The sequence below is a fragment of the uncultured Brevundimonas sp. genome (assembly GCF_937870815.1).
Classification (GTDB): domain Bacteria; phylum Pseudomonadota; class Alphaproteobacteria; order Caulobacterales; family Caulobacteraceae; genus Brevundimonas.
Window position 1 is genome coordinate 1 of the sequence record NZ_CALMZS010000140.1, and the last position, 26,288, is coordinate 26,288.

Annotated in this window: 28 protein-coding genes and 1 pseudogene; 21 read left to right on the plus strand and 8 right to left on the minus strand. The window is 71.2% G+C overall.

The genetic code is table 11. The annotated features are described in order from the left end of the window. Window positions 1–283 (minus strand): annotated as a pseudogene (locus Q0588_RS09135) (transcriptional repressor); the annotation flags it as partial. Window positions 284–363: 80 nt separating this feature from the next. On the opposite strand from Q0588_RS09135, the gene Q0588_RS09140 reads away from it, so the two are divergent. Continuing rightward, window positions 364–2,394 carry a TonB-dependent receptor gene (locus Q0588_RS09140; RefSeq protein ID WP_298745644.1) on the plus strand — a complete coding sequence of 677 codons (2,031 nt, stop codon included), beginning with the start codon at window positions 364–366 and terminating at the stop codon, window positions 2,392–2,394. Window positions 2,395–2,490: 96 nt separating this feature from the next. Then, window positions 2,491–3,288 carry a SapC family protein gene (locus tag Q0588_RS09145; RefSeq protein ID WP_298745645.1) on the plus strand — a complete coding sequence of 266 codons (798 nt, stop codon included), beginning with the start codon at window positions 2,491–2,493 and terminating at the stop codon, window positions 3,286–3,288. 110 nt (window positions 3,289–3,398) lie between these two features. On the opposite strand, the gene Q0588_RS09150 is transcribed toward Q0588_RS09145, so the two are convergent. Then, a complete protein-coding gene (locus Q0588_RS09150; RefSeq protein ID WP_298745646.1) occupies window positions 3,399–3,806 on the minus strand; it encodes an acyl dehydratase in 408 nt (135 codons plus the stop codon). Window positions 3,807–3,815: 9 nt separating this feature from the next. Continuing rightward, window positions 3,816–4,838 (minus strand): NADP-dependent oxidoreductase, encoded by a 1,023-nt coding sequence (locus Q0588_RS09155; protein WP_298745647.1) that lies wholly within the window; start codon window positions 4,836–4,838, stop codon window positions 3,816–3,818. A gap of 343 nt (window positions 4,839–5,181) precedes the next feature. On the opposite strand from Q0588_RS09155, the gene Q0588_RS09160 reads away from it, so the two are divergent. Then, entirely contained in the window at window positions 5,182–5,493 is a 312-nt protein-coding gene (locus Q0588_RS09160; RefSeq protein ID WP_298745648.1) for a hypothetical protein, read from the plus strand. Window positions 5,494–5,542: 49 nt separating this feature from the next. Here Q0588_RS09160 and Q0588_RS09165 read toward each other — a convergent pair whose 3' ends face one another. Further along, a complete protein-coding gene (locus tag Q0588_RS09165; RefSeq protein ID WP_298745649.1) occupies window positions 5,543–6,340 on the minus strand; it encodes a response regulator in 798 nt (265 codons plus the stop codon). Between the two features lie 195 nt (window positions 6,341–6,535). Between Q0588_RS09165 and Q0588_RS09170 the strand changes: the two genes are divergently transcribed. The 6 genes from Q0588_RS09170 to Q0588_RS09195 all read left to right on the plus strand — a co-directional run bounded on the left by Q0588_RS09170 (window position 6,536) and on the right by Q0588_RS09195 (window position 12,626). Beyond that, entirely contained in the window at window positions 6,536–6,736 is a 201-nt protein-coding gene (locus Q0588_RS09170) for a NepR family anti-sigma factor (protein ID WP_298745670.1), read from the plus strand. Beyond that, window positions 6,733–7,341: a sigma-70 family RNA polymerase sigma factor gene (locus Q0588_RS09175; protein WP_298745650.1), complete on the plus strand. Its 609-nt coding sequence runs from the start codon at window positions 6,733–6,735 to the stop codon at window positions 7,339–7,341. Before Q0588_RS09170 ends, Q0588_RS09175 begins: the two co-directional genes overlap by 4 nt. Window positions 7,342–7,417: 76 nt before the next feature. Then, complete coding sequence (locus Q0588_RS09180; protein ID WP_298745651.1) at window positions 7,418–9,118, plus strand: sensor histidine kinase; 1,701 nt, start codon at window positions 7,418–7,420, stop codon at window positions 9,116–9,118. A 37-nt stretch (window positions 9,119–9,155) separates the two neighbouring features. Further along, the gene (locus Q0588_RS09185; protein WP_298745652.1) at window positions 9,156–9,293 is read left to right on the plus strand and encodes an entericidin EcnA/B family protein; all 138 of its coding nucleotides are present in this window, start codon (window positions 9,156–9,158) and stop codon (window positions 9,291–9,293) included. Window positions 9,294–9,471: 178 nt separating this feature from the next. Next, a complete protein-coding gene (locus tag Q0588_RS09190) occupies window positions 9,472–11,133 on the plus strand; it encodes an MFS transporter (RefSeq protein ID WP_298745653.1) in 1,662 nt (553 codons plus the stop codon). 38 nt (window positions 11,134–11,171) lie between these two features. Then, window positions 11,172–12,626, plus strand: coding sequence for an NAD-dependent succinate-semialdehyde dehydrogenase (locus tag Q0588_RS09195; RefSeq protein ID WP_298745654.1), 1,455 nt, complete (start codon window positions 11,172–11,174; stop codon window positions 12,624–12,626). 8 nt (window positions 12,627–12,634) lie between these two features. Here the strand turns inward: Q0588_RS09195 and Q0588_RS09200 are convergent, their stop codons facing one another. The 3 genes from Q0588_RS09200 to Q0588_RS09210 form a co-directional block, all read right to left on the minus strand. Beyond that, a complete protein-coding gene (locus Q0588_RS09200; protein WP_298745655.1) occupies window positions 12,635–13,126 on the minus strand; it encodes a hypothetical protein in 492 nt (163 codons plus the stop codon). A 16-nt stretch (window positions 13,127–13,142) separates the two neighbouring features. Beyond that, window positions 13,143–13,544 (minus strand): hypothetical protein, encoded by a 402-nt coding sequence (locus Q0588_RS09205; RefSeq protein WP_298745656.1) that lies wholly within the window; start codon window positions 13,542–13,544, stop codon window positions 13,143–13,145. Between the two features lie 85 nt (window positions 13,545–13,629). Next, window positions 13,630–14,097, minus strand: a complete 468-nt coding sequence (locus Q0588_RS09210; protein WP_298745671.1) for an Lrp/AsnC family transcriptional regulator — start codon at window positions 14,095–14,097, stop codon at window positions 13,630–13,632. A gap of 154 nt (window positions 14,098–14,251) precedes the next feature. On the opposite strand from Q0588_RS09210, the gene ald reads away from it, so the two are divergent. Next, window positions 14,252–15,370, plus strand: coding sequence for an alanine dehydrogenase (gene ald, locus Q0588_RS09215; protein ID WP_298745657.1), 1,119 nt, complete (start codon window positions 14,252–14,254; stop codon window positions 15,368–15,370). 34 nt (window positions 15,371–15,404) lie between these two features. Here ald and Q0588_RS09220 read toward each other — a convergent pair whose 3' ends face one another. Continuing rightward, entirely contained in the window at window positions 15,405–16,463 is a 1,059-nt protein-coding gene (locus tag Q0588_RS09220; protein WP_298745658.1) for an alpha/beta hydrolase, read from the minus strand. A gap of 197 nt (window positions 16,464–16,660) precedes the next feature. On the opposite strand from Q0588_RS09220, the gene obgE reads away from it, so the two are divergent. The 11 genes from obgE (at window position 16,661) to Q0588_RS09275 (ending at window position 26,141) form a co-directional block, all read left to right on the plus strand. Next, window positions 16,661–17,719, plus strand: a complete 1,059-nt coding sequence (gene obgE, locus Q0588_RS09225) for a GTPase ObgE (RefSeq protein ID WP_298745659.1) — start codon at window positions 16,661–16,663, stop codon at window positions 17,717–17,719. A 49-nt stretch (window positions 17,720–17,768) separates the two neighbouring features. Then, the gene (locus Q0588_RS09230; RefSeq protein ID WP_298745660.1) at window positions 17,769–18,761 is read left to right on the plus strand and encodes a DUF6624 domain-containing protein; all 993 of its coding nucleotides are present in this window, start codon (window positions 17,769–17,771) and stop codon (window positions 18,759–18,761) included. Window positions 18,762–18,813: 52 nt separating this feature from the next. After that, window positions 18,814–19,002 (plus strand): hypothetical protein, encoded by a 189-nt coding sequence (locus tag Q0588_RS09235; protein WP_298745661.1) that lies wholly within the window; start codon window positions 18,814–18,816, stop codon window positions 19,000–19,002. Between the two features lie 71 nt (window positions 19,003–19,073). Then, window positions 19,074–19,766: a nicotinate-nucleotide adenylyltransferase gene (locus Q0588_RS09240; protein ID WP_298745662.1), complete on the plus strand. Its 693-nt coding sequence runs from the start codon at window positions 19,074–19,076 to the stop codon at window positions 19,764–19,766. A gap of 116 nt (window positions 19,767–19,882) precedes the next feature. Next, the gene (gene rsfS, locus Q0588_RS09245; protein WP_298745663.1) at window positions 19,883–20,302 is read left to right on the plus strand and encodes a ribosome silencing factor; all 420 of its coding nucleotides are present in this window, start codon (window positions 19,883–19,885) and stop codon (window positions 20,300–20,302) included. Window positions 20,303–20,311: 9 nt separating this feature from the next. Beyond that, window positions 20,312–20,776, plus strand: a complete 465-nt coding sequence (gene rlmH / locus Q0588_RS09250; RefSeq protein ID WP_298745664.1) for a 23S rRNA (pseudouridine(1915)-N(3))-methyltransferase RlmH — start codon at window positions 20,312–20,314, stop codon at window positions 20,774–20,776. After that, window positions 20,776–21,855, plus strand: coding sequence for a peptidoglycan DD-metalloendopeptidase family protein (locus Q0588_RS09255; protein WP_298745665.1), 1,080 nt, complete (start codon window positions 20,776–20,778; stop codon window positions 21,853–21,855). Before rlmH ends, Q0588_RS09255 begins: the two co-directional genes overlap by 1 nt. Before the next feature lie 242 nt (window positions 21,856–22,097). Next, window positions 22,098–23,468 (plus strand): S41 family peptidase, encoded by a 1,371-nt coding sequence (locus Q0588_RS09260; RefSeq protein WP_298745666.1) that lies wholly within the window; start codon window positions 22,098–22,100, stop codon window positions 23,466–23,468. Between the two features lie 233 nt (window positions 23,469–23,701). Next, window positions 23,702–24,892 (plus strand): divergent polysaccharide deacetylase family protein, encoded by a 1,191-nt coding sequence (locus tag Q0588_RS09265; RefSeq protein WP_298745667.1) that lies wholly within the window; start codon window positions 23,702–23,704, stop codon window positions 24,890–24,892. Window positions 24,893–24,997: 105 nt separating this feature from the next. Further along, window positions 24,998–25,471, plus strand: coding sequence for an RNA pyrophosphohydrolase (locus Q0588_RS09270; RefSeq protein ID WP_298745668.1), 474 nt, complete (start codon window positions 24,998–25,000; stop codon window positions 25,469–25,471). 115 nt (window positions 25,472–25,586) lie between these two features. Then, the gene (locus tag Q0588_RS09275) at window positions 25,587–26,141 is read left to right on the plus strand and encodes a Panacea domain-containing protein (protein ID WP_298745669.1); all 555 of its coding nucleotides are present in this window, start codon (window positions 25,587–25,589) and stop codon (window positions 26,139–26,141) included. Window positions 26,142–26,288 lie beyond the last annotated feature (147 nt).

Below are 26,288 nucleotides of genomic sequence, written 5' to 3' on the forward strand. Positions count from 1 at the left end.
TCGAGGCGATGCGGTGGGCCAGCCCCTTGCGCTCGAGAAACTCCAGCGCGCGATAGACGGTCGGCGGCTTGGCCGGCCGCCCGTCCTCGCCGAAGCGGGCGATCAGGTCATAGGCCTTGACCGGCTCCCCGGCCCCGAGCAGCAGCGCCAGCACCCGGCTGCGCGCGGCGGTCATCCGCTCGCCCTCGGCGGCGAGGCGGGCCCCGGCCGCGCCGAGGGCGCGCGCGACCTCCGCCTCCCCGGGCGGGCCGTCGTCATGGTGATGCTGGCAGGCGTCGCCCATCCGCCACAGCTAGTCCCTCGCGCCGGACGCCGCAACGCCGGGCTTGACGACCTGTGATGTTATTTCATAACACCAACTCCATGACCTCCCGTCCCGCCCTCGTTCTCGCCGCCGCCGCCGGCTGCGTCGCCCTCGGCGGGACCGCCGCCGCCCAGACCCCGCCCGGGGCGCGGGACGTCGTCGTCGACGACGTCATCGTCACCGGCGCGCCGTTCGGGGTCACCGACCGCGCCAGCCTGCTGGCCGTCGACGTGCTGGACGAGGAGGACCTGGCCGTGGCCCCGGCCGCCACCCTCGGCGACCTGGTCAGCGGCCTGCCCGGGGTGCGCAGCACCAGTTTCGCGCCCGGGGCCAGCCGGCCGGTGATCCGCGGCCTGTCCGGCCCGCGCGTGCAGGTGCTGACCAACGGCCTGGGCATGATCGACGCCAGCTCGGTGTCGCCCGACCACCAGGTGGCGGTCGATCCGGGCGAGGCCCGGCGCATCGAGATCGTGCGCGGCCCCTCGACCCTGGTCTTCGGCGGCTCGGCCATCGGCGGCGTGGTCAACATCATCGACGACCGCATCCCCTCGGAACGGCCCGGGGGCGTCGACGGCCACGTCTCGGCCCAGGCCTCGACCGTCGACGACGGCGCCAGCTTCGGCGCCCGGCTGAAGGCCGCAGCCGGTCCGCTGGTGCTGACCATCGACGGCTTCAGCCGCGAGTCCTCGGACTACGCCATCCCGGTCTTCGCCGAATCGCGGGCCCGGCTCGACGCCGAAGGCGAGGCCCCGGGCGACGAACGCACCGTCCCCAACACCTTCGTGCGGCTGGACCAGTACGGGGCCGGCCTCGGCTGGATCGGCCCGCGCGGCTTCATCGGCGCGTCCGTGAAACACGTCGACACCCGCTACGGCGTGCCGGGACACGCACATCAACCCGCCCCCCCGGCCCCGGAGGGCGGGGCCGGGGGCGTCTCCATCGGCCTGGAGCAGACCCGCTACGACCTGCGCGGCGAGCTGACCTTCGAGGCCGGGCCGTTCAGCGCCGCCCGCCTGTCGGCCGGCCGGGCCGACTACGCCCACACCGAATTCGAGGGCGCGGAGATCGGCACGCGGTTCATCTCCGACGGCGCCGAGGCCCGCCTCGAACTGGTCCAGCGCGAGCGCGGCGGCTGGCAGGGGGTGATCGGGGCCCAAGGGCTGCGGCGCACCTTCGACGCGGTCGGCGACGAGGCCTATGTGCCCCGCACCGAGATCGCCGAACAGGGCCTCTACGCCGTGCAGCGCCTCGACCGCGGCGGCCTCGGCGTCGAGGGCGGCCTGCGCCTCGACCGGCGCTCGCTGGAGAGCCTGGCGGGCGAGCGCGACTTCTCCAACGTCTCGGCCTCGGCGGGCCTGTTCCTGCGTCCGACCGCCCCGCTGTTCCTCGGCCTCAGCCTGGCCCGCAACGAACGCGCGCCGAGCGAGGTCGAGCTGTTCGCCCGCGGCCCCCACGCCGCCACCGGGGCGTTCGAGGTGGGAAACATCGACCTCGACTCCGAGGTGGCGACCTCGGTCGAAGCGACCGTCCATTACGCCCAGGGGCCGTTCGAATTCGACCTGCACGCCTACGCCGCCGATTACGACCACTTCATTGATCTGCGGCCCACCGGCGTCGACGATGTCGATTCCGGCCTGCCGGTGTTCGACTATGTCCAGACCGACGCCGACTTCCGGGGCTTCGAGGCCGAGGCGGAGTACCGGCTCTGGGAGAGCGGCGACCGCGGCCTGACCCTGACCGGCGCCGCCGACCGGGTGCGGGCCTCCACCGCCCTCGGGCCGGCCGCGCGCATCCCGCCCTGGTCGGCGACGGCCGGGCTGGAGTGGGCCTCGCGCCGGTTCGACGCCGGGCTCGGGGTCCGGCGCGTCGGCGGCCAGGACCGCACCGCCGCCTTCGAGCGGCCCACGGCCGGCTACACCCTCGTCAGCCTGAAGGGCGCGCTCCGGCCGTTCGACCGGCGCAACCTCACCGTCTTCGCCGAGGCGTCGAACCTGACCGACGCCGAGGCGCGCGAACACGCCAGCTTCCAGAAGGACATCGCCCCCCTGCCCGGGCGCAGCCTGCGGGCCGGGATCGCCTGGCGCTTCTGACGACCTGCCCCGGGCAGGGGAACCGGGTTTGCCGCCCGGTTCCGTCTGGGCTAGAAGCGCGCTTCCCTTGTTTCATCCAGAGCCCGTTCCGCGTCCATGACCGACACCACCGCCAACGCCGCCGGCCCGCTTTCGGGCAATGTCCTGTTCTACGGCAGGCCGGAACCGCTCTCGATCGAGGCCCACAGCGGGCTCGGCGTCGACCCGGTCGACCAGCCCTACGCCTTCGCGGCCGCCGCCAACATCGTGCCCCTGACGGTCACCGAATTCGCCCCGGCGGCGCTGAGCTATCCGGTGATCTTCGTCGGCGACGCCCGCCAGCCGGTCGCCGTCATGGGCCTGCGCCAGGGCGAGAACCTCTACGTCAGCGACGCCGGCGCCTTCCGCCCGGACGCCTACATCCCCGCCTATGTGCGCCGCTATCCGTTCGTCTTCGCCAATGACGAGGTCCAGAAGCGCCTGATCCTGTGCATCGACCGCGACGCGGCCTTCCTCAAGGAAGGCGGGGCCACGCCGCTGTTCGACGACGGCAAGCCGTCGCCCTACGTCGAACAGGCGATGGAGTTCTGCAACAATTTCGAGCAGGAGCGGCAGCGCACCGAGGCCTTCGTCAAACTGCTCACCGACCTGGACCTGCTGGAGACCCGCGAGGCCAATTTCACCCCGCGCAACCCCGACGGCACCGCCGCCGCGCCGCAGAAGATCGCCGAATACTACGCCGTCTCGGAAGACAAGCTGAAGGCGGTTCCGGCCGAAAAGCTGGCCGAGCTGCGCGACAACGGGGCCCTCGGCCAGATCTACGCCCATCTGGTTTCGCTGCTGGGCTGGGATCGCCTGATCGCCATCGCCTTCCAGCGGGCCGCCGCCGCCCAGCCGACGGCTGGCAACGCGTAAGAAGCAGGCAACGGGCAGCAGGCATCAGGCATCAGGGCGGCTCGCTTCGGCGGGCCGCCTTCTTGCTGCGCGCCGCTTCTCCCTGCTGCCTGCTGCCTGCCGCCCGTTGCCTACCTGCGCGCCAGCAGCGCCCGGGTCAGGCAGGAGAAGACCAGCCGGCCGGCCTCGTCGAGCAGATCGTGCTGGGCGATGACGATGCCCTTCCCGTCGCCGACCGGATCCTTGCCCATCACCGTCATCCGGCCGCGCATCAGCTCGCCCGCGGGCGGATTGCGTATATAGCGCAGTCCATCGACCGCCAGCACCTTGGACTGGGCCCAGCCCGAGGCCTTCTCGGCGAACAGCCGGCTCCACAGGGCGTAGACCATGGCGTCCGGCGCGCCATAGGCCGCGTCCCACCCCGGCGCGAAGCGCTCGACGAAGGCGTCGAGGGCGCCCGGATCGACCATGCAGGCGCCCAGCGGGACGACCTCGCCCACGGCCAGGTCCTCGAAATGGACGTGGAGCGGTTCGCTCATCGAGGGCCCTCAGCCGGCGGGTTCTTCGGACACCCGCACCAGCAGCTTGCCGTCATGGTCGCCGGTGAACAAGCGGTTCAGGGAATTCAGCGCCCCTTCCAGTCCGTCGTCGATGTGGACCTTCCACCGGACCTCGCCGCTGTGCAGCCACGGGCCCATCTCCGCGGCCATCTCGCGGGCGCGGTGGGCGTAGTCCAGCACCAGGAAGCCCCGCACCGTCAGCCGGTGGGTGATGAGCCGGGCGAAATTCGGCGACGGCGGCGCCCTGGTGGCGTTGTAGGCCGAGATCAGCCCGCACACCGCCATCCGCCCGTGGGTCTTCAGCCGGTTGAACACGGCGATCATGATGTCGCCGCCGACGTTTTCGAAATTCAGGTCGACGCCGTCCGGCGCCAGCCGGTCCAGCGCCTCGCCGACGTCCTCGTTCTTGTAGTCGATGGCCGCGTCGAAGCCGAGATCCTCGGTCAGCCAGCGGCATTTGTCGGGCCCGCCGGCGATGCCGATGACGCGGGCGCCGCGCGCCCGGGCCACCTGGCCGGCGATCGAGCCGACCGCCCCGGCCGCGGCCGAGATCACCATGGTCTCGCCCGGCTGCGGCCTGAGTATGTCGGTGACCCCGAAATAGGCGGTCATGCCGGTCATGCCCAGCACCGACAGATTGGCCGTCAGGGGCAGGCCGGGGGCGCGATGGACCGGCCGCAGCTCCATCTCCGGCACGACGGCGTAGTCGGCCCAGCCGCCCGACAGCGGGGTGACGACATCCCCGGCCCGGAAGCGGCTGGACCGGCTCTCCTCGACCACGCCCAGGGTCAGGCCGCGCATCACCCCGCCCAGGGGCACCGGCGGCAGATAGCCCTCGGCGTCGTTCATCCAGGTGCGGTTGGTCGGATCCAGCGACAGATAGACGGTGCGGACCAGCACCTCGGATTCGTTGAGGGGCGGCACGGGCGCCTCGACCAGTTCCAGATCGCCGGGCTTCACCAGCCCCCGTGGCCGCTGGCGCAGAACCCACTGCCGATTGACGCGAGCCATGACCGTCTCCCTCTCCGCGCCGTCGGGCCCGGCGCACCGTTTTCTTTCAGGACGCGCATCTTGACGGGGCGGCGCCGTCTGTCCAGCGGGCCCCGAGAAAAAGGCGGGCCCAAGGGACCCGCCTGAAAGTGGCATCATCGAGAATGAGGCGCGGAGGCGACAGACCGGCTTGCGCCGGTCTCAAGTCGGGGGGGCGTCGTCGCCTCCGCAGACCGATAACGGCGAGCCCCATGGCTGGTTCCGCGCCGTTCCGAAGTTTTTTCGCCAGAGGCGCGAGCGCCGGAACGGCGGCGCCGGCCGGGACGTTGAAACGGCACAGCGCAATCGTCGTCGGAGGCCCGCCATGACCCACCAATCCCCCCACGACAAGGCCGCCGACGCGGTTCACCAAGGCCGGCCGGTCGAGGCCCAGTATGTGCGCGGCGGCCGCGGCGGCGTGCGCATCCTGACCCTGCTGCTGGTCTCCCTGGCGGCGGTCGCGGTGCTGCTGCTGGGCATGTGGTTCGTCAGCCAGGGCGGCTTCGCCCAGACCAACGCCAACGACGGCGACCAGGCCGTCGACGCGGCGGCCTTCCAGAGCGCCCCGGTCGAGGTTCCGGCCGCCGACGTCAACGCTCCGGCGGCCTCGGCCACGCCGGCGGCGCCCGAACGATAGGCCGGCCGAAGGCCCCGGTCGCGCGACCGGGGCCTTCGGGGGCGTGGCGTCAGGCGGCCTCGCGTTGCCGCGACGGATGGAAGAACAGCGCCTGGCTGATCGCCGCCTTCACCGTCTCCGGCTGGAACGGCTTGGTGATCAGGAAGGTCGGCTCGGGCCGCTCCCCGGTCAGCAGGCGCTCGGGGAAGGCGGTGATGAAGATCACCGGCACGTCGATCCGCTTGAGGATGTCCTTGACCGCGTCGATGCCCGACGAGCCGTCGGCCAGCTGGATGTCGGCCAGCACCAGGCCGGGACGGTGGCGGGCGACGGCGTCGACGGCCTCGTCATGGGTGGTGGCGGTGCCGGTGACGCGATGGCCCAGCTCCTTCACCAGGCTCTCGATGTCGGCCGAGATGATCGCCTCGTCCTCGATGATCAGCACGTCGGTGGCCAGTTCGGCGTCGATGTCCGACTGGGCCTCGGCGATCAGCCGCTCGACGTCCATGGCCTCGGTGTCGAGGATCTGGGCGGCCTCGGAGGGGGTGAAGCCCTCGAGCGCGGTCAGCAGGAAGGCCTGGCGCGAGCGCGGGGCGATCTGCATCAGGCGGCGCGAGGCGTCGTCGCGGCCGCCGTCCATGCCGCTCTTGTCCTCCAGCTGGGCGCCGGTCGAGGCCCAGATGGCGTGGAACACGTGATAGAGGGCGACCCGCGGCGTCATCTCCGGCGGCAGCTGGCGCTCGCCGGCGGCCAGGGCCTCGAGCGCCACCCGCACATAGTTGTCGCCCGTGGTCTGGTCTCCGGTCAACGCGCGGGCGTAGCGGCGCACATAGGGCAGATGCGGCGCGAGACGGGCCAGCAGGCTCATGTAGATATTCCCCGACAGATTGCGGTTCCGCTCAAATTGGAACCCAGGCAGGTCGGGTCAACGTATCAAATCGGTCACGGTTCCCCGAAACGGACGGAGCTTGAGCATTAAACCGGCCCGACCTAGGAACCCTCTGTCGGCGCTGGCGTTCTCGGCAATCGCAGCAACAGCGTCAGGGTGGCGGCCGTTCATTCGATGACAGAAAATCCGAACCCTTCCCGCAAGGCGGCGCCCCCGGGCGGTCCCGCCCTCGAGGAAGCGCGCCTTCGCCAGCAGGCGATCGGCGTCAAGCTCAGGCACATGTTCGACGAGGTCGTGAACGAACCGGTACCGGACGAGTTCCTCGACATCCTCCGCCGGGCCGACGATCGCTCGTCGGGCGGGAGCGGCGCATGAGCGGCGCTGCGACTCCGCCGCCCAAGCCTCCCTCCGCCGACGACAACGCCTTCAAGGGAGAACTGGTTGCGCTGATCCCGCACCTGCGCGCCTTTGCGCGCACGCTCACCGGCGATCCGACCGCGGCCGACGATCTGGCCCAGGACGCCATGATGAAGGCCTGGGACGCCCGCGCCAGCTATCAGATGGGCACCAATATGAAGGCCTGGACCTTCATGATCCTGCGCAACCAGTTCTACTCGGAGAAGCGCCGCTCGTGGCGCCAGTCCCAGCTGGACCAGGAGGCCGCCGAGCGGACGCTGGTGGCCGTCGACGATCCGGAATCGCCGGTCGCCCTCGACGAGCTCCGCCTGGCGCTGGCCACCCTGCCCGAGGAGCAGCGCGAGGCGCTGATCCTGGTCGGGGCCGGCGGCTTCGCCTACGAGGAGGCGGCCGAAATCTGCCAGTGCGCCGTGGGCACGGTGAAGAGCCGCGTCTCCCGCGCCCGCAAGGCGCTGCAGGCCACGCTCGAACGCGGCGGCTACGCCCGCGACGGCCGCGCCGCCGGCGACGCCATGCGGTCCATTCTCGCCGACGCCGATCGCCTGAGCAGCGTCCGGGGCTGAGGTGATCCGCCTCGGGCGAGCGCTCGGTCGGGGTCTGGCTCCCCCCCGGTTTCAGGGAATCCGCTTCCGTCTCGGCGTGGCCCTGGCTCTCGCCCTGCTCCCGGTCCTCGCCCTCGGCGCCTTCCAGGCCGACGCCCAGTTCCGGGTCCAGGACCGGCAGCGCCGCGACGACCTGCAGCTGGCCGCCGAACGCACCGCCGCCAACGTCAAGGGGCGGCTGGACAGCACCACGGTCCTGCTCCAGGCGCTGCGCCCGGAAGCCCTGCAGCTGTTCTGCGAGCCGCGGCTCACCGCCCTGGTGCACCGGATCGAGGGCCTCGACGGCCTGGCCCGGCTGACCCCCGCCGGCGAGACCGCCTGCGCCTCCCGGACGCTGGCGGCGGCGACGCCTCCGTGGATGGTCGAGGCCCGGTCGTCGCCCTGGTTCCAGCGGCTGCGGGGCGGCGAGGCCACCGTTCTGGCCCGCGCGCCCGTGGGCGCGGACGAGAGCCCCGGCCTGATCGTGGCGATCCGGCTGGAGCGGCCGCTCGGGGCCTTCGACGGCGCCATGGTCGCGGTGATCCCGCTGTCGGCCCTGCAGCCGGACATCGCCGACCGGGCCCTGCCCGAGGGCTCGCAGGCGGCCCTGACCGACGCCGGGGGCCAGATACTGACCGCCACCGACCCGGCCGCCTTCGCCCTGTCGCGCGGACACGGCGTCGAGGGCTGGGTCGACCGCGCGCGCCGCGACGCCTCGGCGATTTTCGAGGCCGAGGACGCCCGCGGCCGGCGCCGGGTCTACGCCGGGGCCGCCCTGGCCGGGCGCGACGTCTACGCCCTGCTCTCGGCGCCCGCGCCGGGGCTGCTGTCATGGGCCCGGCTGAACCCGGTGGCGGCGCTGCTGGCGCCGCTGCTCGGCTGGCTGATGGCCTTCCTGGCGGTGATGTGGGTGTCCGAGCGGGTCGTGGTGCGCTGGCTGGTCTATCTGGAGCGGGTGGCGGCGATCTACGCTCGCGGCCGGTTCTCGGTGCGGCCGGTCCAGGCCATGAACGCCCCGGCGGAGATCCGCGTTCTGGCCCGCACCCTCGACGACCTGGCCGACACCATCACCACCCGCGACGCCGCCCTGACCGCCTCGCTCGAGGAGAAGGACGCGCTGATGCGCGAGATCCACCACCGGGTGAAGAACAATCTGCAGATCATCTCGTCGCTGCTGTCCATGCAGCAGCGGGCGCTGTCCGACCCCCAGGCCAAGGCGGCGGTGGGCGACACCCGCCAGCGCATCTCGGCGCTCGCCCTGATCTACCGCACCCTCTACCAGAGCGCCGACCTGCGCTACGCCGACGCCCGCATCTTCCTCACCGAACTGGTCGGCCAGCTGGTCTCCAGCGAGGCCGGACGCGGACCGGTGGTGACCTCGTCGGTCGAGGCGGATTCCCTCGTCGTCGATCCGGACAAGCTGGCCCCGCTGGCGCTCTGGCTGGTCGAGGCGGTCACCAACGCGCAGAAGCACGCCTTCGCCGGCCGCGGCGGCGCGCTCAAGGTGCGCTTCCGCGTCAAGGGCGAGACCAGCGTGCTGGAGGTCGAGGACGACGGCCCCGGGGTCAGCGAGACCTTCCGCGCCGGGGTCGGCCGCACCCTGATGGGGGCCTTCGCCAAACAGCTGCGCGGCGAGGTCGAACTGGTCTCCGCCCCGGGCCGGGGCGCGATCGCCCGGATGACCTTCGCCACGCCCGAGGCCGTGACGCCCACCGACCCCTCCGATCTCGGAACCCGGGCGCCCCCGCGACGTTCCTGATGCACACGCCGCTCCCCCGGCGAAAGGAGATCGCACCATGCGGAAGATTTTCATTCTGTTCGCCGCCGCCGCCGCCCTGACCACGGCCGCCTGCAACACCATTTCGGGCGTCGGCCGCGACGCCTCGGCCGCCGGCGACGCGGTCACCGGCGCCGCCGAGGACGCCAAGGACTAGAGTTTCGATTCCCGGCCGCGGCTCCCCCCCGACACGCGTCCGGTTGAAGAAGGCCCGCCCGGATTTTCCGCTGGCGGGCCTTCGCTTGTCCGGCTCCCGCCCCCGGCGCTTGCGCGGGCCGGCGACGGCGCTAGCATCCCCCCGGGCGTCCGCCAGACGACGCCGGGGGAAGGAACGCATGACCGACGACGCGACCGGAGCCGCCCCGGGGCCGGGCCTGAAGACGGTGGTGGCCGCCTCGGCCGCCGGCACCGCCTTCGAATGGTATGACTTCTTCATCTTCGGATCGCTGGCGGGGGTCATCGCCCACCATTTCTACGCCGAGGTCAGCGAGGCCACCGGCTACATCCTGGCGCTGCTGACCTTCGGGGTCGGCTTCGTGGTCCGGCCGCTCGGGGCCCTGGTGTTCGGCTGGTTCGGCGACCGGACCGGGCGCAAGACCACCTTCCTCGTCACCATCACCGTCATGGGCCTGGCCACCGTCGCCATCGGCCTGCTGCCCGACTACGGCGACATCGGCGTGGCCGCGCCGATCCTGCTGATCCTGATGCGGGTGCTGCAGGGCTTCGCCCTCGGCGGCGAATACGGCGGCGCCGCCATCTATGTGGCCGAGCACGCCCCGGCCGCCCGGCGCGGCTTCCTGACCGGCTGGATCCAGACCACGGCGGCGCTGGGCCTGATCGGGGCCCTCGGCGTCATCCTGATCACCCGCAACATCGTCGGGGTCGAGGCGTTCGACGCCTGGGGCTGGCGCATTCCCTTCCTGCTGTCGGCCCTGCTGCTCGGCCTCTCGCTGTGGATCCGGATGAAGCTGGACGAGAGCCCCGCCTATCGCCGCATGGAGGCCGAGGGCGGCGAACGCCGCGCCCCGTGGCGCGAGGCCTTCCTGAGCTGGAGCAACGGCCGTTTCGTGCTGCTGGCCCTGTTCGGGATCATGATCGCCCAGGGCGCGGTCTGGTACTGCGGCTATTTCTACACCCGCTTCTTCATGGAGCGGATCCTCAGGGTCGAGGTCGCCACGGTCGACATGATCATGCTCTGGCTGACCGTGGCCTCGGCCGGCCTGTATGTGTTTTTCGGCTGGCTCTCGGACCGGGTCGGGCGCAAGCCGGTGATGCTGGCCGGCATGGTCCTGGCGCTGGTCGCCTTCTTTCCCGGCTTCCACGCCCTGACCAGGGCCGCCAACCCGGCCCTGGCCGAGGCCCAGGCCTCGGCGCCGGTGACGGTGATCGCCGATCCCGCCGCCTGCGCCCTGCAGTTCGATCCGGTCGGCAAGGCGGCCTTCGCCAGTTCCTGCGACATCGCCAAGAGCGTGCTGTCCAACGCCGGGGTGTCCTACGCCAACGCCGAGGCCCTGCCGGGCAGCGTCGCCACGGTCCGCATCGGCGCGGCCGAGGTCGTCTCGGTCGAGGGCCAGGGTCTCTCGCCCGCCGCCCTCAAGGCGGCCCGGGCCGAGGTCGAGGCCCGTATCAAGGCGGCCCTGGCCGCGGCCGGCTATCCGGACCGGGCCGATCCGGCCCGGATGAACCTGCCGCTGATGTTCGCCATCCTGATGGTCTTCATCGTCGCCGCCACGGCCCTGTACGGCCCGCAGGCGGCCGCCCTGGTCGAGCTGTTCCCGACCCGGGTGCGCTACACCGCCATGAGCCTGCCCTACAACATCGGCACCGGCTGGGTCGGGGGCCTGCTCCCCGCCGCCAGCTTCGCCCTGGTGGCCGCCTCCGGGAACATCTATTTCGGCCTGTGGTATTCGGTGGCCTTCACCCTCGTCGCCGTCGTCGTCAGCCTGCTGTGGCTGCCGGAGACCCGGGGCCGCGATCTGCATACGATCGGGACCTGAGGCGTTACCCCTTCCGCACCTGACCGCCGGAGACGACCATGACCGACCAGACGGGCCGCGAGGCCGGCCTCGCCCTGCTGCGTGAACACGCCCTGATCGCCGGCGAGCCGGTGACGTCGGCGAAGCGGATCGCCGTCGACGATCCCGCCACCGGCGAGACCATCGGCCATGTCCCCGACCTCGGCGCCGTGGAGACGGAGCGCGCCGTCCGGGCGGCGCACGACGCCTTCCCCGCCTGGTCCCGCTCGGACCCGCACGAGCGCGCCCTGATCCTGCGCGAATGGGCCCGGCTGATCGACGCCAACGCCGAGGGTCTCGGGGCCCTGATGGCGCTCGAGAACGGCAAGCCCTTCGAGGAGGCCAGGGGCGAGGTCGCCTACGCCAACAGCTTCATCAAATGGTTCGCCGGCGAGGCGGAGCGCCTGATCGGCGAGACCCAGGACAGCCCGCTGGGCCACCTCATCCTGACCTTCCGCGAGGCGGTCGGGCCGTGCGCCTTCATCACCCCGTGGAATTTCCCGGCCGCCATGCTGACCCGCAAGCTGGGGCCGGCCCTCGCCGCCGGCTGCACCGCCGTGGTCAAGCCGGCCAGCCAGACGCCGTTCACCGCCATCGCCCTGGTCGAGCTGGCTTATCAGGCGGGCCTGCCCGGGGGCGTACTCAGCGTCGTCACCGGCGACGCCGCGACCATCGGCGGCGTCCTGACCGCCTCGCCGCTGATCCGCAAGCTCAGCTTCACCGGCTCGACCCCGGTCGGCCGGATGCTGGCCGAACAGTGCGCCCCGACCCTGAAACGGGTGTCGATGGAGCTGGGCGGGGCCGCCCCCCTGATCGTCTTCGCCGACGCCGACCTCGACCTCGCCGTGGCCGAGACCATCCGGGGCAAGTTCCGCAACTCGGGCCAGACCTGCGTCTGCCCCAACCGGGTCTATGTCGAGCGGTCGGTCGCCGAAGACTACGCCCGCAAGCTGGCCGAGGCGGTGTCGAGGATTCCCGTCGGCGGCGCCTTCGAGCCCGGGGTCAAGGTCGGTCCGCTGATCGAGGACAAGGCGGTCCGCAAGGTCCGGGACCACCTGGCCCTGACCCGGGCCTCGGGCGGCGAGGTGCTGACCGGCGGCGAACCCCACGCCCTGGGCGGCCGTTTCTTCCAGCCGACGGTGACCCTCGGCGGCGACGACGCCCTGTTCCGCCGCGAGGAGACCTTCGGCCCGCTGATCCCCGTCTTCGCCTTCGACGGCGAGGAGGAGGGGCTGGCCAGGGCCAATGACAGCGAGTTCGGCCTCGCCTCCTACGTCTTCACCCGCGACCTCGACCGGGCGATGCGCATGGGCCGCCGCATCGAGGCGGGCATGTGCGGCGTCAACACCGGCCTCATCTCCACCGCCGTCGCCCCCTTCGGCGGCGTCAAACAGTCCGGCTACGGCCGCGAGGGCTCGATCCACGGCATCGACGAATACGTCGACATCAAACAGGTGACCCTGGCGCTCCGCTGACCCGACCGTCAGGCCGGGGCCCAGTCTCCGCTCCATCCGTCACCATCGTCGGCGGGCGGGGGTCTCCGGCGAACCGGCCGCGCCGCGCGCGCTGACCTTGCCAGTACGGCCGGCCACCTCCGCACCTTCGCCGCCATCCGCCGCACCCTCACGGCCAGCGCCGCCCTGACGGGGCCGAGCCGGGTCCTGGCGGCGATCAGGCTGACAGCGGCCACCACCTCGACATAGGCGAGGACGTCCCCCGCCATCAGCAGCGCCAGCTCCACGCCGACGAGTTGCCAGAGAAACGCCGCCCCGATCACGATCACGACGGCCCGCAGCCCAGAGCCGGAGAAGGCCCACAGGACCCCCGCCATGACCCGGTCCCGGACACCGGCGTCCACGGCGCAGCCCAAGGCGACGACCGCCAGCAGGCCGGGCAGGAACGCGCCTTCGCCCGCGCCAAGCGCCATCAGGCTCCAGCATCCGCCCAGCCCCGCGAGGGCGAACCACACAGCCACGATCCTCTTCATACCGTCAGACCTTCTTCAAGCCGGCGATGAAGGCTTGGACGTCCGGAGCGGTCCAGTCGGCCCCGTCCCACCAGAAGGCGGCAAGCGATTCATGATTCAGCGCTACCCAGGCGATGACCGTCTCAGCCATTCGGCGCAAATCGCGCTCGTCGAGGCTGTTGGCGACGATCCGAGGCGTTGCCGCGATCGTGACGGAAAAGCTGGGTTGATGCCGTCCGGGCTTGAGCAGGTATTTCACCCTCGGCCCATGTTTGCCCATCACTGTCGTGATGGTGACGATCCCGGGAATTCCGGTCTGCGCCTCCACCAGATTGGCCATGTCGAAGACGTCCTCATCGTCGAGCGCGCCGATCTCCTCATCGAGGGTCGGCTCACGGTCGGTCCAGACGGCGATGTTGTCGTGCATGCTCACGGCGTGGATAAAGCGCCTCCCGACGCGCTGGTGTCAAACTGTTGCAATCTAGGCGAGCATCCGATCTCCGGCCACCCCCTCAAACCGGCAACGCCCCCCGCTTGACCACGGTGCGCATGGCCACGCTGGACGACACCCGGGTCACCCCCGGGATCCGGGTCAGCTCCCTCGAATGGACCCGCTCCAGGTCGTCGACGTCGCGCACCACCAGCCGCAGCAGATAGTCCGAGCCCCCGGTCATCAGATAGCATTCGACCACCTCCGGCACGGTCGATATGGCCGTCTCGAAGGCGGTCAGGGCCGCCTCGGCCTGGGACGACAGGGTCACCGTCACGAACACGCTGATCGGCAGGCCGACGGCGCGTTCGTTGATGATGGCGGCGTAGCGGCTGATCACCCCGGCCGCCTCCAGCGCCCGCAGCCGGCGCAGGCAGGCGCTCTCGGACAGGTTCACCGTCCGGGCCAGGTCGGCGTTGGTCATCCGCCCGTCGCCCTGCAGGGCGCGGATCATCTTGCGGTCGGTGTCATCGAGGGCGACGGCGGAAATCGTCTTCAATACGGGCCTCGTTCGCAGAGTCTGCCACTTTACGCCGTTCATGGGGGGAAAAGAACAGGAACCTGCGCGCCGACCCCCGCTAGATTGCCGCGCGAAGCGAGGCCGCCGCAGAGCGCGCCCGCCCCCGCATCGAAGAGGAATCCCCATGCGCGTCGGCGTCCCCACCGAGATCAAGAAGAATGAGCACCGCATCGGCCTGACCCCGACCGCCGTGCGCGAATACGTCGCCCACGGCCACGCCGTCTCGGTCCAGCAGGGCGCCGGTCTCGGGGCCGGCTTCACCGACGCCGACTACAAGAAGGCCGGGGCCAGGATCGTCGCTGACGCCGCGGAAATCTTCGCCGACAACGACATGATCGTGAAGGTCAAGGAGCCGCAGCAGGTCGAGTGGGAGAGGCTCCGCGAGGACCAGATCCTGTTCACCTACCTGCACCTGGCCCCCGACCCCGAGCAGACCAGGGGCCTGCTGGCCTCGAAATGCGCCGCCATCGCCTATGAGACCGTCACCGACTCGCGCAACGGCCTGCCGCTGCTGGCCCCGATGTCCGAGGTGGCCGGCCGCATCGCCGTCTTCTCGGCCGCCGAGACCCTGCTCAAGCACAATGGCGGCATGGGCCTGCTGTTCTGCGGCGTCCCCGGCGTGGCCCCGGCCCGGGTGCTGGTGCTGGGCGGCGGCGTCGTCGGCCTCAACGCGGCCCGCATGGCCATGGGCCTGGGCGCCGAGGTGGTGGTGCTGGAGCGCTCGATCCCGCGCATGGCCTGGATCGACGAGGTCACCAACGGCCGCGTCGTCACCCGCTATTCCTCCATCGGGGCGATCGAGGAGGAGCTGATCAAGGCCGACGTCATCATCGGCGCCGTGCTGGTCCCCGGGGCCGAGGCCCCCAAGCTGATCAAGCGCGAGCACCTGAAGCAGATGAAGCCCGGCTCGGTGCTGGTCGACGTGGCCATCGACCAGGGCGGCTGTTTCGAGACCAGCCACGCCACCACCCACGAGGACCCGACCTATGTCATCGACAACGTGGTCCACTACTGCGTCGCCAACATGCCGGGCGCCGCGCCGCGCACCTCGTCCGAGGCCCTCAACAACGCCACCCTGCCGTTCGGCCTGGCCCTGGCCGACAAGGGCCTCGAGGCGCTCAGGGACAATCCGCACCTGGCCCGCGGCCTGAACGTGCTCAAGGGCGAAATCACCTATCCGGCCGTCGCCGAGGCCCTGGACCTGCCGTGGAGCGATCCGTTCGGGGTGTGGGCGAAGGGGTAGGTTCATCGACGGTCGAGGGTCCGGCAGGACGAACTCATCCAGACGGCCGAACGCTGGCCGGAGCGACCCCTGATCTGCCCTGGTCCGGCCTCCGCGCTCTCACCTGTTCTATGACTTGTTCGATCGAGGCGACGACGGCCCGAGGCTGATCAAGTTGGATGAAGTGCCCGGCCCCTTCGACGACGGCCCATCGCCCCCGGGTCGAGCGCTCGGCCAACCGACGATGACCGTTCTGCCAATGCCGGCCCGCCACGAGGTTCCGGTCGGCGCTCCTCCAAGAGTTGGAAGGAGGAACAGCTGCGCTCAGCACCACCATTGGCGCGTCGCCGAGCGGGGGAAGCAGCGCAGCCGCCTGGCGCTGCGACAGGCTCAGATGCTCGTCCCGTGAGAAGAAGCTCACAGACTGCGAATATTCCGCTTCGTACCAGGCCGGGCCGGTGACCGCATGGAGCAGATACTCCGTCTCGCCCGGCGGCAGGTCGTCGGCCACAGGGAAGCAGCCGTGCTCTCGCAGGTTCGCTTGCGACAGCTCGCCGTCACGACCCAGTCGGGCGCAGCTGAGGAGGGCTTCCTCGCCGCGCCTGACATGCGGAAAGCCGAAACTTCTGTCATCGGCCGTCTGCCACTGCTCCTGTCCGGCGAATCCGGGGTCGACCAGCACCAGACCGGCGACCTCGTCGGGGAAACGGCTCGCGTAGACCGTCGCATAGAAGCCCCCAATCGAATGCCCCACCAGCACCACCGGACCCTCGATCTGCTCGGCCTTGAGAAGGGCGTGCAGGTCATCTGTCACATTCAAGGCGGTGACCTCGTCGTGGGGCGCATCGCTGTAGCCGAAGCCGGCGCGATCGTAGAAGCAGGTGCGTGTGAGGGCCGAAATCGCCGGCTGCACCGCCTTCCAGTTCCCGATGTTGCCTTCACCGCCCTGTTCGAAGAGCACGACAGGCGCCCCCTCGCCGATACAGAAGAAATTCAGCCTCCGGCCTTCGCCGATATCGACAAGGCTCGCCGCACCGAGTCGGGCGTCCAGATCCTCGCCGGGAGATTGAAGGGCGCTCGTCAAGAGGATCAGGGCAAACAACAGTGACGTCATGGATGCTCACTCTTGTCGTCGGAGAGGATCAGAAACTGGCCGCGACGCCAACGACGGTCAAGTCGTCCGAAAGTCCTGTCAATATTGCCTGCTCGTACCCCCCCGCCTGTAAATCGCCGCTCTCTTGCGTAATAAGCCGCGCTCAAGCAGCGAGCGACCGCGTCGCGAGCGATAGCGCCCCTCCTGGAAATGCCGCGATGAAATTCCTCGACCAGGCCAAGATCTACATCCGCTCCGGCAACGGCGGGGCGGGCGCCGTGTCGTTCCGGCGCGAGAAATTCATTCCCAACGGCGGCCCGGACGGCGGCGACGGCGGCAACGGCGGCAATGTCTGGATCACCGCCGTCGAGGGGCTGAACACCCTGATCGACTACCGCTACCAGCAGCATTTCAAGGCCCAGACCGGCGTCCACGGCATGGGCCGCCAGATGCACGGGGCCAAGGGCGAGGACGTCATCCTCAAGGTTCCGGTCGGCACCCAGGTGCTGGACGAGGACAGGGAGACGGTGCTGCTCGACATGGACGTCGCCGGCAAGACCGAACTGCTGCTCAGGGGCGGCAACGGCGGCTGGGGCAATGTCCATTTCAAGGGCCCGTCCAACCAGGCCCCGGCCTGGGCCAACCCCGGCCAGGAAGGCCAGGAGCGCTGGATCTGGCTGCGGCTGAAACTGATCGCCGATGTCGGCCTGGCCGGCCTGCCCAACGCCGGCAAGTCGACCTTCCTCGCCGCCGCCTCGGCCGCCCGGCCGAAGATCGCCGACTATCCGTTCACCACCCTCGTGCCCAACCTCGGCGTGGTCGATCTGTCGCCGACCGAGCGCTTCGTCATCGCCGACATCCCCGGCCTGATCGAGGGCGCCCACGAGGGGGCCGGCATCGGCACGCGGTTCCTCGGCCACGTCGAGCGCTCGGGCTGCCTGATCCACCTGGTCGACGGCACCCAGGAGGACGTCGGCAAGGCCTACCGCATCATCCGCCACGAGCTCGAGGCCTATGGCGCCGGCCTCGCCGACAAGCCCGAGGTGCTGGCCCTGAACAAGATCGACGCCCTGACCCCCGAGGCGCGCGAGGAGAAGGCCGCCGAGCTTGAGGCCGTCGCCGGCCGCCGCCCGATGCTGGTCTCCGGCGTCTCCGGCGAGGGCGTCACCGAACTGCTCCGCGCCGCCTGGACCGAGGTGCGCAAGACCCGCGGCGAGGTCGCCCCCGCCGAGGAGGACGAGACGGTCATGGAGACGCCGGGCGGCTGGACGCCTTGATTTCGGCGTGAAGCGGCGCTGTTCTGGCCGGCTAACGCGAGGGACGACCATGTTTCACTTCGCCAAGGGTTCCATCGGCGTTCTGGCGGCGCTGATGCTGACCGCCTTCCAGTCCGCCCCGCCCGGGCTTCCGCCGAAGCTGGCCGCGCTCGCCGACAACGCAGACGCGGCCCGGTCGTTCGACTACATGGCGCTGAAGGCGGAAGGCGCGGACCTGAAGGCGCTATCGGACGCCGTGCATATGCGGACCCGTATCGATCCGGACACCCGCCGTTGCCTGACCGAGGCCGAGGCCGAGTTGCAGATGAACCTCGCCTCGGCGCTTGCCGCGGTGGACCAGGCCGCGTTCAGCGCGGACCGCGTGGCGGCGGACGAGGCGCTCGCCAAGTGGCGCGCCTTTTCGCAGCGGATCATCAGCGGCGAGCCGGCCGCCGAGCCGCCGTTCAAATGGGTGTCGGACCGCTACGCCCAGGCCAGGTCGGAATCCGATCCCCGGGTTCGCGAACTTCTGCTGCGTACGGCGCGCGATCAATTGAACCGCCAGGTCTTTAGCGGCGGAGATCAGGTCTGGGGCGAACTGTCGCCGGGAGCCCGCATCCGTGTGGAGGCTGTTCTGAACCGCGACATGTGCGAGACAGACGGCGAAAACACCGCCTGGCTGAAGGCCGACATCGCGGCGAACGGATGGTACCTGATCTCGACCACCGGCGAGCATGCGTCGAGCGCCGCCTGGCTGATGGCGCAACATGCCGATCGCGACCGCGCCTTCCAGCGAGAGGTCCTCGCCCTGCTGGAGCCGCTGGTCCAAACGGGAGAAACCAGCGCCTCCAGCTACGCCTACCTGTACGACCGTGTCGCCGTCAGCGGGAACCGCCCGCAGCGCTACGGCACCCAAGGCCGCTGCGTCGCGAGGAACCTCTGGGAACCAGACGAGCTCGAGGACCCCGAAAGGGTGCAGGCGCTGCGTGATGAGGTCGAGGTGGGTTCGCTGGCGGAGTACACCGCCCATATGCACCAGTACTGCGCCGACTTCTCGGGCTGAGCCGGAACGGATCGCCTGCCCGCTTCCTTCCTGTCCCGAAAGGCCCCCCGCCATGACCGGCCAGAAGCCGATCCAGACCCCCGGCCGCGACGACAACGGCGCCGTTCCGCTGGGCCGGCCGGACGCCTCGACCTCGGACGCCGCGGTGAAGCGCAACGCCGGGCGCGAGAAGAAGACCGCCGGCCCCGACGGCCCCGACGCCACGGAGGTCGGCGACACCTTCAAGGGCCGGCCGGGCTGAAGGTCCGCGACAGGGCGGCGCCGCCGTGTTAGCTCCCCCGTGAGCATAAGTCGCCCAGCCGCGAGCCCGCCTTGCCCTTCTTCCACGCCGGTCCCGCCCCCAGGGCCTTCGGCCCCCGACCCGGGGCCCTGCGCGACGGCCTCGCCCTCCAGCCCGGCATGAAGGTCGGGCTGTTCGGCGGCTCGTTCAATCCGGCCCACGACGGCCACGCCCATGTGGCCGAGACGGCCCTGCGGCGGCTCGACCTGGATCGCGTCGTCTGGCTGGTCTCGCCCCGCAACCCGCTCAAGGACGCCCGCGACAGCGCGCCCCTGGCCGAACGCATGGCCTCGGCCCGCGCCGCCGCCGACCTCGCCGCGCACGGGCCGGCCATGGTGGTCTCCGATTTCGAGGGCCGGACCGGAACACAATGGACCGTCGACACCCTGCGCGCCCTGACCGCCCGCCACCCGGGGGTGCGCTTCGTCTGGCTGATGGGCTCCGACAATCTGGCCGGCTTTCACCGCTGGCGCGGCTGGACCGACATCATGCGGCTGATGCCGGTGGCGGTGATCGCCCGGCCCGGCTCCGAACTGGACAGCCGCACCGCCCCCGCCGCGGCCCGGTTCGCGGCCGCCCGGGTGCCGGCCTCGCGGGCCCGGCGGCTGCCGCTTCTCGAGGCCCCGGCCTGGAGCCTGCTCAACGCCCCGCTCAACCACCGCTCGTCGACCGCGCTCAGGGCGGCGGCCCGGGCGGCGGGGCCGCGGGACCGGCGCAACGGGTGACGCCCCGGCCCGTTTGTGCTAGACTGCCGCTTTAGTCACCGCCCTGGAGCCTTCCGCTGACCCCCTCGCCCGCGCACGATGCGCAAGACAGCGCCGTCTCGAACACGGCGCACGAGATGGACGCCATCGCCCCCCTCCATTCCGAAGACGCCCCCCCCGAGAACGGTCATCAGACTCCCCTTCCCGTCGGCTCCACCGAACTGGAACAGGCCATCCTGTCGCGTCTCGACGACGACAAGGCCCAGGACGTCGTCCTCATCGACCTGAAGGGCAAGAGCCCGATGGCCGACGCCATGATCATCGCCTCGGGGCGTTCGCACCGCCACGTCGGGGCCCTGGCCGATCACCTGCAGCGCACGCTCAAGGAACAGGGTCTCGGCAAGGTCAAGGTCTCGGGCCTGCCGCACTGCGACTGGGTGCTGCTCGACGCCGGCGACGTCATCGTCCACCTGTTCCGCCCGGAAGTCCGCGCCTTCTACAACATCGAGAAGATCTGGTCGGTCGACAGCGGCCACCGCGTCGACGCCCGCGCCTGACCTGACGCCGTGAAGCTGGCCGTCATCGCCATCGGCCGGCCGGGACGCGGCCCCGAGGCGACCCTGGCGGCCGACTACGCCGGGCGCGCCACCCTGGCCGGACGGCCGCTGGGTCTCGGCCCGCTCGAGCTGATCGATCTGGAAGCCCGCAAGCCGGGCCGGGCGGCCGAGGCCGAACTGATCCTCAGGGCCGCCGACGGGGCCCATCTGATCGCCTGCGACGAGCGCGGCCGGACCTTCTCCAGCCGCGCCTTCGCCGACCACCTGGCGATGCTCAGGGACCGCGGCGAACGGCGGCTGGCCTTCGCCGTCGGCGGGGCCGACGGGCTGGACGACAGCGTCCGCGCCGCCGCCGCCTCGACCCTCGCCTTCGGCCCCCAGACCTGGCCGCACGCCCTGGCCCGGGCCATGCTGGCCGAACAGCTGTATCGGGCCGTGACCATCCTGGCCGGATCGCCCTATCATCGCGACTGATGCGCCCGGCCGCCCTCGCCCTGCTGTGCCTGCTGACCGCCGCGGCGGCGGCCGCCGCCGTCCCGCGGCCGGACGAGGTCGGCCGGCTGCAGGCCGAGTTCCGCGACGAGCGGGCCCGGGCCCTGCGCCTGCGCGCCGAAGCCGCCGAGGCCGCGGCGATCGTCGCCCGGCTCGAGCGCGAACTGGCCGCCCCGGGGGCCGATGTCGCCGCCGGCGACGCCGCCCTGGCCGCCCAGCGGGCCCGGCTGCGCGAGCTCAGCGGCCGCGAGGCCGCCCTAGTGGCGCGGCTGTCGCGGGCGCGCGGCCGCCAGGCCCGGCTGCTCTCCGCCCTGCAGCTGATGAGCCGCCGCCCGCCGCCGCCGCTGCTGGTCCCCGCCGACAGGGCCGTCGACACGGTCCGCGCCGCCGTCCTGATGAAGGCCGTGGCGCCGGTGCTCCAGGCCCGCGCCGCGGCCCTGGCCGACCGCCAGGCCGAGATCATCCGCATCCGCCGTCTGGCCGCGCTGAACAGCGAGGCCCTGTTCACCGCCGAAAGCGCCCAGGGCGACCGCCGCGCCCGCGCCGAAGCCCTGGCCGCGCGTCAGACCCGGCTCCGCGCCGTCCTCGCCGCCGAGGCCGGCGCCGCCGAACGGGCCGCCCGGAGGCTGGAGGCCCGCCTGCGCGCCCTCGGGGCCGCGGTCCCCGCCGCCGCCGACGCCGACGCCGACGCCGACGCCGTGACCGCCCGCCGCCCGGCCGGCCGCGACCGCCTGAGCGCCCCGGTCGAGGGCCCGCCTTCGGTGCGTTTCGGGCCCGGCTCGAGCGGCTGGCGCTGGCGCGGCGACGGTCTGGAGGCGCGCGCGCCCGCCGCCGCGCGGGTGGCCTGGAGCGGCCCGCTCAGCGGCTGGGGCCAGGTGGTCGTTCTCGACCTCGGCCCGGGCTGGCGCGGCGTCGTCTCCGGGCTGGAGACGGTCTCGGTCCGCACCGGCGACCGCGTCGCCGACGGCCAGTCCCTCGGCCGCGCCGGCCGCGCCGGCGAGATCGGCTTCGACCTGCGCCGCGACGAGCGCCCGGTCGACCCCGGGCCGTGGCTCAGGTGAGGGGCGAGGGGCGAGGGGCGAGGGGATGAACGTCCAGATCGACGGCGGCGGCCAGGGGGCGCACCGGAAGCTTTTCTTACTCGCCCCTCGCCCCTCGCCCCTCCGCAAGCGAATCCGCTTCCCATCCGCCGATGACGCTGATTTTATCCGCCCACCGGGCTCCGGTCACGATTTGGGCGCCGGAGCCCTCCTAGGTAACGAGGTTCAGGCCGCCTCCCCGGCCCGCTGGAAACAAACACCCTATGCACAAGTTGCTGCTGATCGGCGCCGCCGCCGCCACCGTGGTCGGTCTGGGCGCCGCCACGACCGCCGGCCAGACCCCGCGCAACGAAGCCTTCCGGCTGATCGGCCTGTTCGGCGACGCCCTCGCCACGGTCGAGCGCGACTATGTCGTGCCGGTCGACGACAAGAAGCTGATCGAGGCCGCCCTGCAGGGCATGATGGGGGCGCTGGACCCGCATTCGTCCTATCTGCCGGTCAAGGGCTACGACGAACTGCGCGAACGCACCGAGGGCCAGTATTCCGGCGTCGGCCTGACCATTTCGTCCGAGGGCGGGCTGGTCAAGATCATCTCGCCGATGGACGGCGGCCCGGCCGCCCGCGCCGGCGTCCAGGCCGGCGACGTCATCTCGGCCATCGACGGCCAGAACTCGACCGGCCTGACCGTCAGCCAGGTGTCCGAAAAGCTGCGCGGGGCCGCCGGCACCTCGGTCAAGGTGACCTTCCTGCGCGACGGCGAGGAGCCGCGCGAGGTCGTCCTGACCCGCGAGATCATCAAGATCGATTCCGTCACCGGTCGCGTCGAGGGCGACTTCGGCGTGCTGCGCATCTCGACCTTCAACGAGAACACCGGCCGCGAGCTGACCGAGACCATCACCCGGCTGCAGGGTGAAAATCCGGCCCTCAAGGGCTATGTGCTGGACCTGCGCAACAACGGCGGCGGCCTGCTCGACGCGGCCATCGCGGTCTCCGACGCCTTCCTCGAGCGCGGCGAGATCGTCAGCCAGCGCGGCCGTCGCCCCGAGCAGATCCTGCGCTACGCCGCCGGTCCGGGCGACCTGACCGGCGGCCTGCCGGTCGTGGTGCTGATCAACTACGGCTCGGCCTCCGCCTCCGAGATCGTCGCCGGCGCCCTCAAGGACCACCAGCGCGCCACCCTCATCGGCCTGACCAGCTTCGGCAAGGGCTCGGTGCAGAGCGTCATTCCGCTGCGCGGCGGGGCCGACGGCGCCCTGTCGATCACCACGGCGCGCTACTACACCCCGTCCGGGGCCTCGATCCAGAAGATCGGCATCGAGCCCGACCTCGAGGTGGCCCGCTCCGAGGCCGAGGCGCGCATCGTCTCGCGCTCCAACTTCATCTATTCCGAGGCCGCCTACGCCACCGCCCTGGACGCCTCGATCGGGGCCGAGCGCAAGGGGCCGCACACGCCGCACGAGGCCCCCGGCGAGGCCTGGGACGAGGACAAGGACTACCAGCTGGAGCGCGCCTACGACGTGCTCCGCGCCGGCGGCGAGCTGACGCAGCTGGCGGCGGCCCCGGAAGGCATCGTCGTCACCCCGCCGGGCACGGCCATGGCCGCCGTCGCCGCAGAGCCGGACGAGACGCCCTGAAGGTAGGGGCTGGGGGCTGGGGGCTAGGGGCTAGGGGCTAGGTTGGGAAGTATCCCTAATCCCTAGAACCTAGACCCTAGACCCTAGACCCTGGAACCTGGAACCTGGCCCCTCGCCCCGTCCCTCCGGCATAGCTAACGCCGCGTTAGGCTTTCTTAACCGACGCGGGGCCAATGTCGGCCCTGAAGGAGTCCGTCCCACGGACCCCCGTTCGAGCGCCCGGTTCCTTGCCCATGTTCGCCAAGCGCCAGTCCGTCCTCGCCGCCACCGCGGGCGCGCCGCCCGTCCGCCGCTCCGTGGCCGACGCCTTCGCCCCCGCCCTGCGCCTGCTGCGCAGGCCGCCGGTGGCCGTCGCCGCCGCCGGGGCGCTGCTGCTCGGCGCGGCCGCCCTGTTCGTCACCGTGCTCGGCGATCCCCGCGCCGGCGCCCCGTCGGCCCGCGTCGCCCTCGACCGGCCGGCCGCGCCGCCGCCGCCGGCGCCGACCGGGCTCGAGGCCTTTTCGCTGGAGGGCCCGGGCCTGTATCAGGACCTGACCGCCGGAGGCGACGCCGCCGCGCTCGGCGAGGCCGTCATCACCCTGCCCGACGGCGCCACGGTGTCCGGCGACGGCGCCCCGGTCACCGCCCCGCGCATCGCCGCCCGGCCCCTGCCCGCCGCCCCGATCGCCGGCCTCAGCCAGCCCGGCCCCGACGGCCCGCTGCCGCGCATCGCCGCCGACGGCCGCGTCCCGGCCCAGGCCTACGCCCGCCCCTTCGTCTCCAACGGCAGGCCGCGCGTGGCCCTGATCGTCGGCGGCCTCGGCCTCAACCCGACCACCACCCGCGCCGCCATCGAACGCCTGCCGCCCGAGGTCACCCTCAGCTTCGTGCCCTATGCCGAGGGCCTGCAGGGCTGGATCGACCTGGCCCGGGCCCAGGGCCACGAGGTCATGCTGGAGATGCCGATGGAGCCGACCGGCTATCCCGACAACGATCCCGGCCCCTACACCCTGCTGGCCGGGGCCGAGGCCGCCGACGTCCAGGCGAAGATGAACTGGCTGCTCGGCCGGGCGACCGGCTATTTCGGCGTCACCAACTATCTCGGCGACCGCTTCGCCGCCTCGGACGAGGCCATGACCGCCTTCCTGGGCGTGCTGCGCCAGCGCGGCGTCGCCTTCCTCGACGACGGCTCGATGAGCCGTCGTCCCGGGGCCTGGGCCCGGGCCAGCGCCAACCGCATCGTCGACGAACAGCAGACCCCCGCCGCCATCGTCGGCCAGCTGAACGCGCTCGAGGCCCTGGCCAAGGCCCGCGGCCAGGCGCTGGGGACCGGATTCAGCTATCCGGTCACCGTCGAGGCCGCCGCCCGCTGGACCGCCGGCCTCGACGCCCGCGGCCTGCAGCTGGCCCCGGCCTCGGCGATGACGCAGCGGCCGGGGAGGTGAGGCAGTAGGCAGTAGGAATTAGGCAGTAGGGCCGCAGCTGAACGACCTGCTACACACCGCTTTCCCCTACTGCCTACTCCCTACTGCCTACTGCCTAAGCCCCCCATGACCGACCTCTCCCTCTACCGCCCCAACGTCGGCGTCGTGCTGTTCCACCCGGACGGCCGGGTCTGGTACGGCCGCCGGGCCGGGACGCCCGGGCCGCACAACTGGCAATTCCCCCAGGGCGGGGTCGACGACGGCGAGGACCATGAGGCCGCCGCCCGCCGCGAACTGGCCGAGGAGACCGGCGTCACCTCGGTCGAACTGCTGGCCCAGACCCGGGAATGGATCGCCTACGCCTTCCCGGCCGGCCACGGCGGCTCCAAACAGGCGCGCGGCTGGGCCGGCCAGAAGCAGAAATGGTTCGCCTTCCGCTTCGCCGGCGACGAGGCCGAGATCGATCTGGAGCGGCACGGCGAGATCGAATTCGACGCCTGGCGCTGGGGCTCCCTGCACGAGGCGCCGGACCTCATCGTCCCCTTCAAGCGCGCCGCCTATGAACAGGTGGTGCAGGCGTTCGCGCCGCTGGTGGTCTGACCCGAAATTGACATTTCGTCGTGAGACGATTATGTACCACAGGAATATGTTCCTGATTTGTTCTCTTGACCTGCCTAATTGGGAGGATTCAACTCCGATTCGCAAGAGGTGTTATGTGCGAAGCCAACCCGTCCAGTTCGATCGAGAGAAGCTGAAGGACGCTGTCTGGTTCCTAGCGTCGCGCTGCGAAGCTGAGGAACTCGGGAATGTAAAGCTGCACAAGATGCTCTACTTCTCCGACATGCTCGCGTTTCTCAACCAAGGCAGGCCGATAACGGGAGTTGAATACCTAAAGCAGAGGTTCGGTCCCACTGCTCGTCACCTGACGGTTGCGTTGAGAGAGCTTGAGGCAGATCAGCGCTTGATCGAGACCGAAACCAGTCATTACGGGTATGCGAAGAAGACCTATCTGGCTCTCCGCCCGTACACTCGCTCAAGGCTCACCGCTTCTGATGAAGCGATCTTGCAGGACGTCGCTGATTTTGTCCGTGGAAAATCCGCGAAAGAAATCAGTGACCTGAGTCACAACGCTGCGTGGGAAGCCGCTGCAATGGGCGAGATCATTCCATATTTTACGGCATTGAAGCTGGTTCCAGACGAGGTTACCGAGGTCGATCGCGATTGGGCGATTGATTCGGCACGTCAGCATGCGGGTGCGCCCCCCTGGTGAACAGCCAGCCTTCCGGATAACTCACTCGGAACTGTTCGAGGCGAGCTAGGGCGTGTCCTCAATTGAGCAGTATGAAGCTTGATGCGGCGTAGACACCGGCCAGGAAGTTGACGGCGCGCTTGTCGTAGCGGGTGGCGATGGCGCGGA

Excerpts from the sequence above, each read along its gene's own strand:
- Q0588_RS09185 (WP_298745652.1), top strand. The coding sequence starts at position 9,156 with ATGCGGAAGATTTTCATTCTGTTCGCCGCCGCCGCCGCCCTGACCACG.
- Q0588_RS09160 (WP_298745648.1), top strand. The coding sequence starts at position 5,182 with ATGACCCACCAATCCCCCCACGACAAGGCCGCCGACGCGGTTCACCAA.
- Q0588_RS09255 (WP_298745665.1), top strand. The coding sequence starts at position 20,776 with ATGCGCCCGGCCGCCCTCGCCCTGCTGTGCCTGCTGACCGCCGCGGCG.
- Q0588_RS09145 (WP_298745645.1), top strand. The coding sequence starts at position 2,491 with ATGACCGACACCACCGCCAACGCCGCCGGCCCGCTTTCGGGCAATGTC.
- Q0588_RS09195 (WP_298745654.1), top strand. The coding sequence starts at position 11,172 with ATGACCGACCAGACGGGCCGCGAGGCCGGCCTCGCCCTGCTGCGTGAA.
- obgE (WP_298745659.1), top strand. The coding sequence starts at position 16,661 with ATGAAATTCCTCGACCAGGCCAAGATCTACATCCGCTCCGGCAACGGC.
- Q0588_RS09220 (WP_298745658.1), bottom strand. The coding sequence starts at position 16,463 with ATGACGTCACTGTTGTTTGCCCTGATCCTCTTGACGAGCGCCCTTCAA.
- Q0588_RS09230 (WP_298745660.1), top strand. The coding sequence starts at position 17,769 with ATGTTTCACTTCGCCAAGGGTTCCATCGGCGTTCTGGCGGCGCTGATG.
- Q0588_RS09205 (WP_298745656.1), bottom strand. The coding sequence starts at position 13,544 with ATGCACGACAACATCGCCGTCTGGACCGACCGTGAGCCGACCCTCGAT.
- Q0588_RS09165 (WP_298745649.1), bottom strand. The coding sequence starts at position 6,340 with ATGAGCCTGCTGGCCCGTCTCGCGCCGCATCTGCCCTATGTGCGCCGC.
- Q0588_RS09270 (WP_298745668.1), top strand. The coding sequence starts at position 24,998 with ATGACCGACCTCTCCCTCTACCGCCCCAACGTCGGCGTCGTGCTGTTC.
- Q0588_RS09155 (WP_298745647.1), bottom strand. The coding sequence starts at position 4,838 with ATGGCTCGCGTCAATCGGCAGTGGGTTCTGCGCCAGCGGCCACGGGGG.
- Q0588_RS09235 (WP_298745661.1), top strand. The coding sequence starts at position 18,814 with ATGACCGGCCAGAAGCCGATCCAGACCCCCGGCCGCGACGACAACGGC.
- Q0588_RS09175 (WP_298745650.1), top strand. The coding sequence starts at position 6,733 with ATGAGCGGCGCTGCGACTCCGCCGCCCAAGCCTCCCTCCGCCGACGAC.
- rsfS (WP_298745663.1), top strand. The coding sequence starts at position 19,883 with ATGGACGCCATCGCCCCCCTCCATTCCGAAGACGCCCCCCCCGAGAAC.
- ald (WP_298745657.1), top strand. The coding sequence starts at position 14,252 with ATGCGCGTCGGCGTCCCCACCGAGATCAAGAAGAATGAGCACCGCATC.
- Q0588_RS09265 (WP_298745667.1), top strand. The coding sequence starts at position 23,702 with ATGTTCGCCAAGCGCCAGTCCGTCCTCGCCGCCACCGCGGGCGCGCCG.
- Q0588_RS09150 (WP_298745646.1), bottom strand. The coding sequence starts at position 3,806 with ATGAGCGAACCGCTCCACGTCCATTTCGAGGACCTGGCCGTGGGCGAG.
- Q0588_RS09190 (WP_298745653.1), top strand. The coding sequence starts at position 9,472 with ATGACCGACGACGCGACCGGAGCCGCCCCGGGGCCGGGCCTGAAGACG.
- Q0588_RS09140 (WP_298745644.1), top strand. The coding sequence starts at position 364 with ATGACCTCCCGTCCCGCCCTCGTTCTCGCCGCCGCCGCCGGCTGCGTC.
- Q0588_RS09170 (WP_298745670.1), top strand. The coding sequence starts at position 6,536 with ATGACAGAAAATCCGAACCCTTCCCGCAAGGCGGCGCCCCCGGGCGGT.
- Q0588_RS09260 (WP_298745666.1), top strand. The coding sequence starts at position 22,098 with ATGCACAAGTTGCTGCTGATCGGCGCCGCCGCCGCCACCGTGGTCGGT.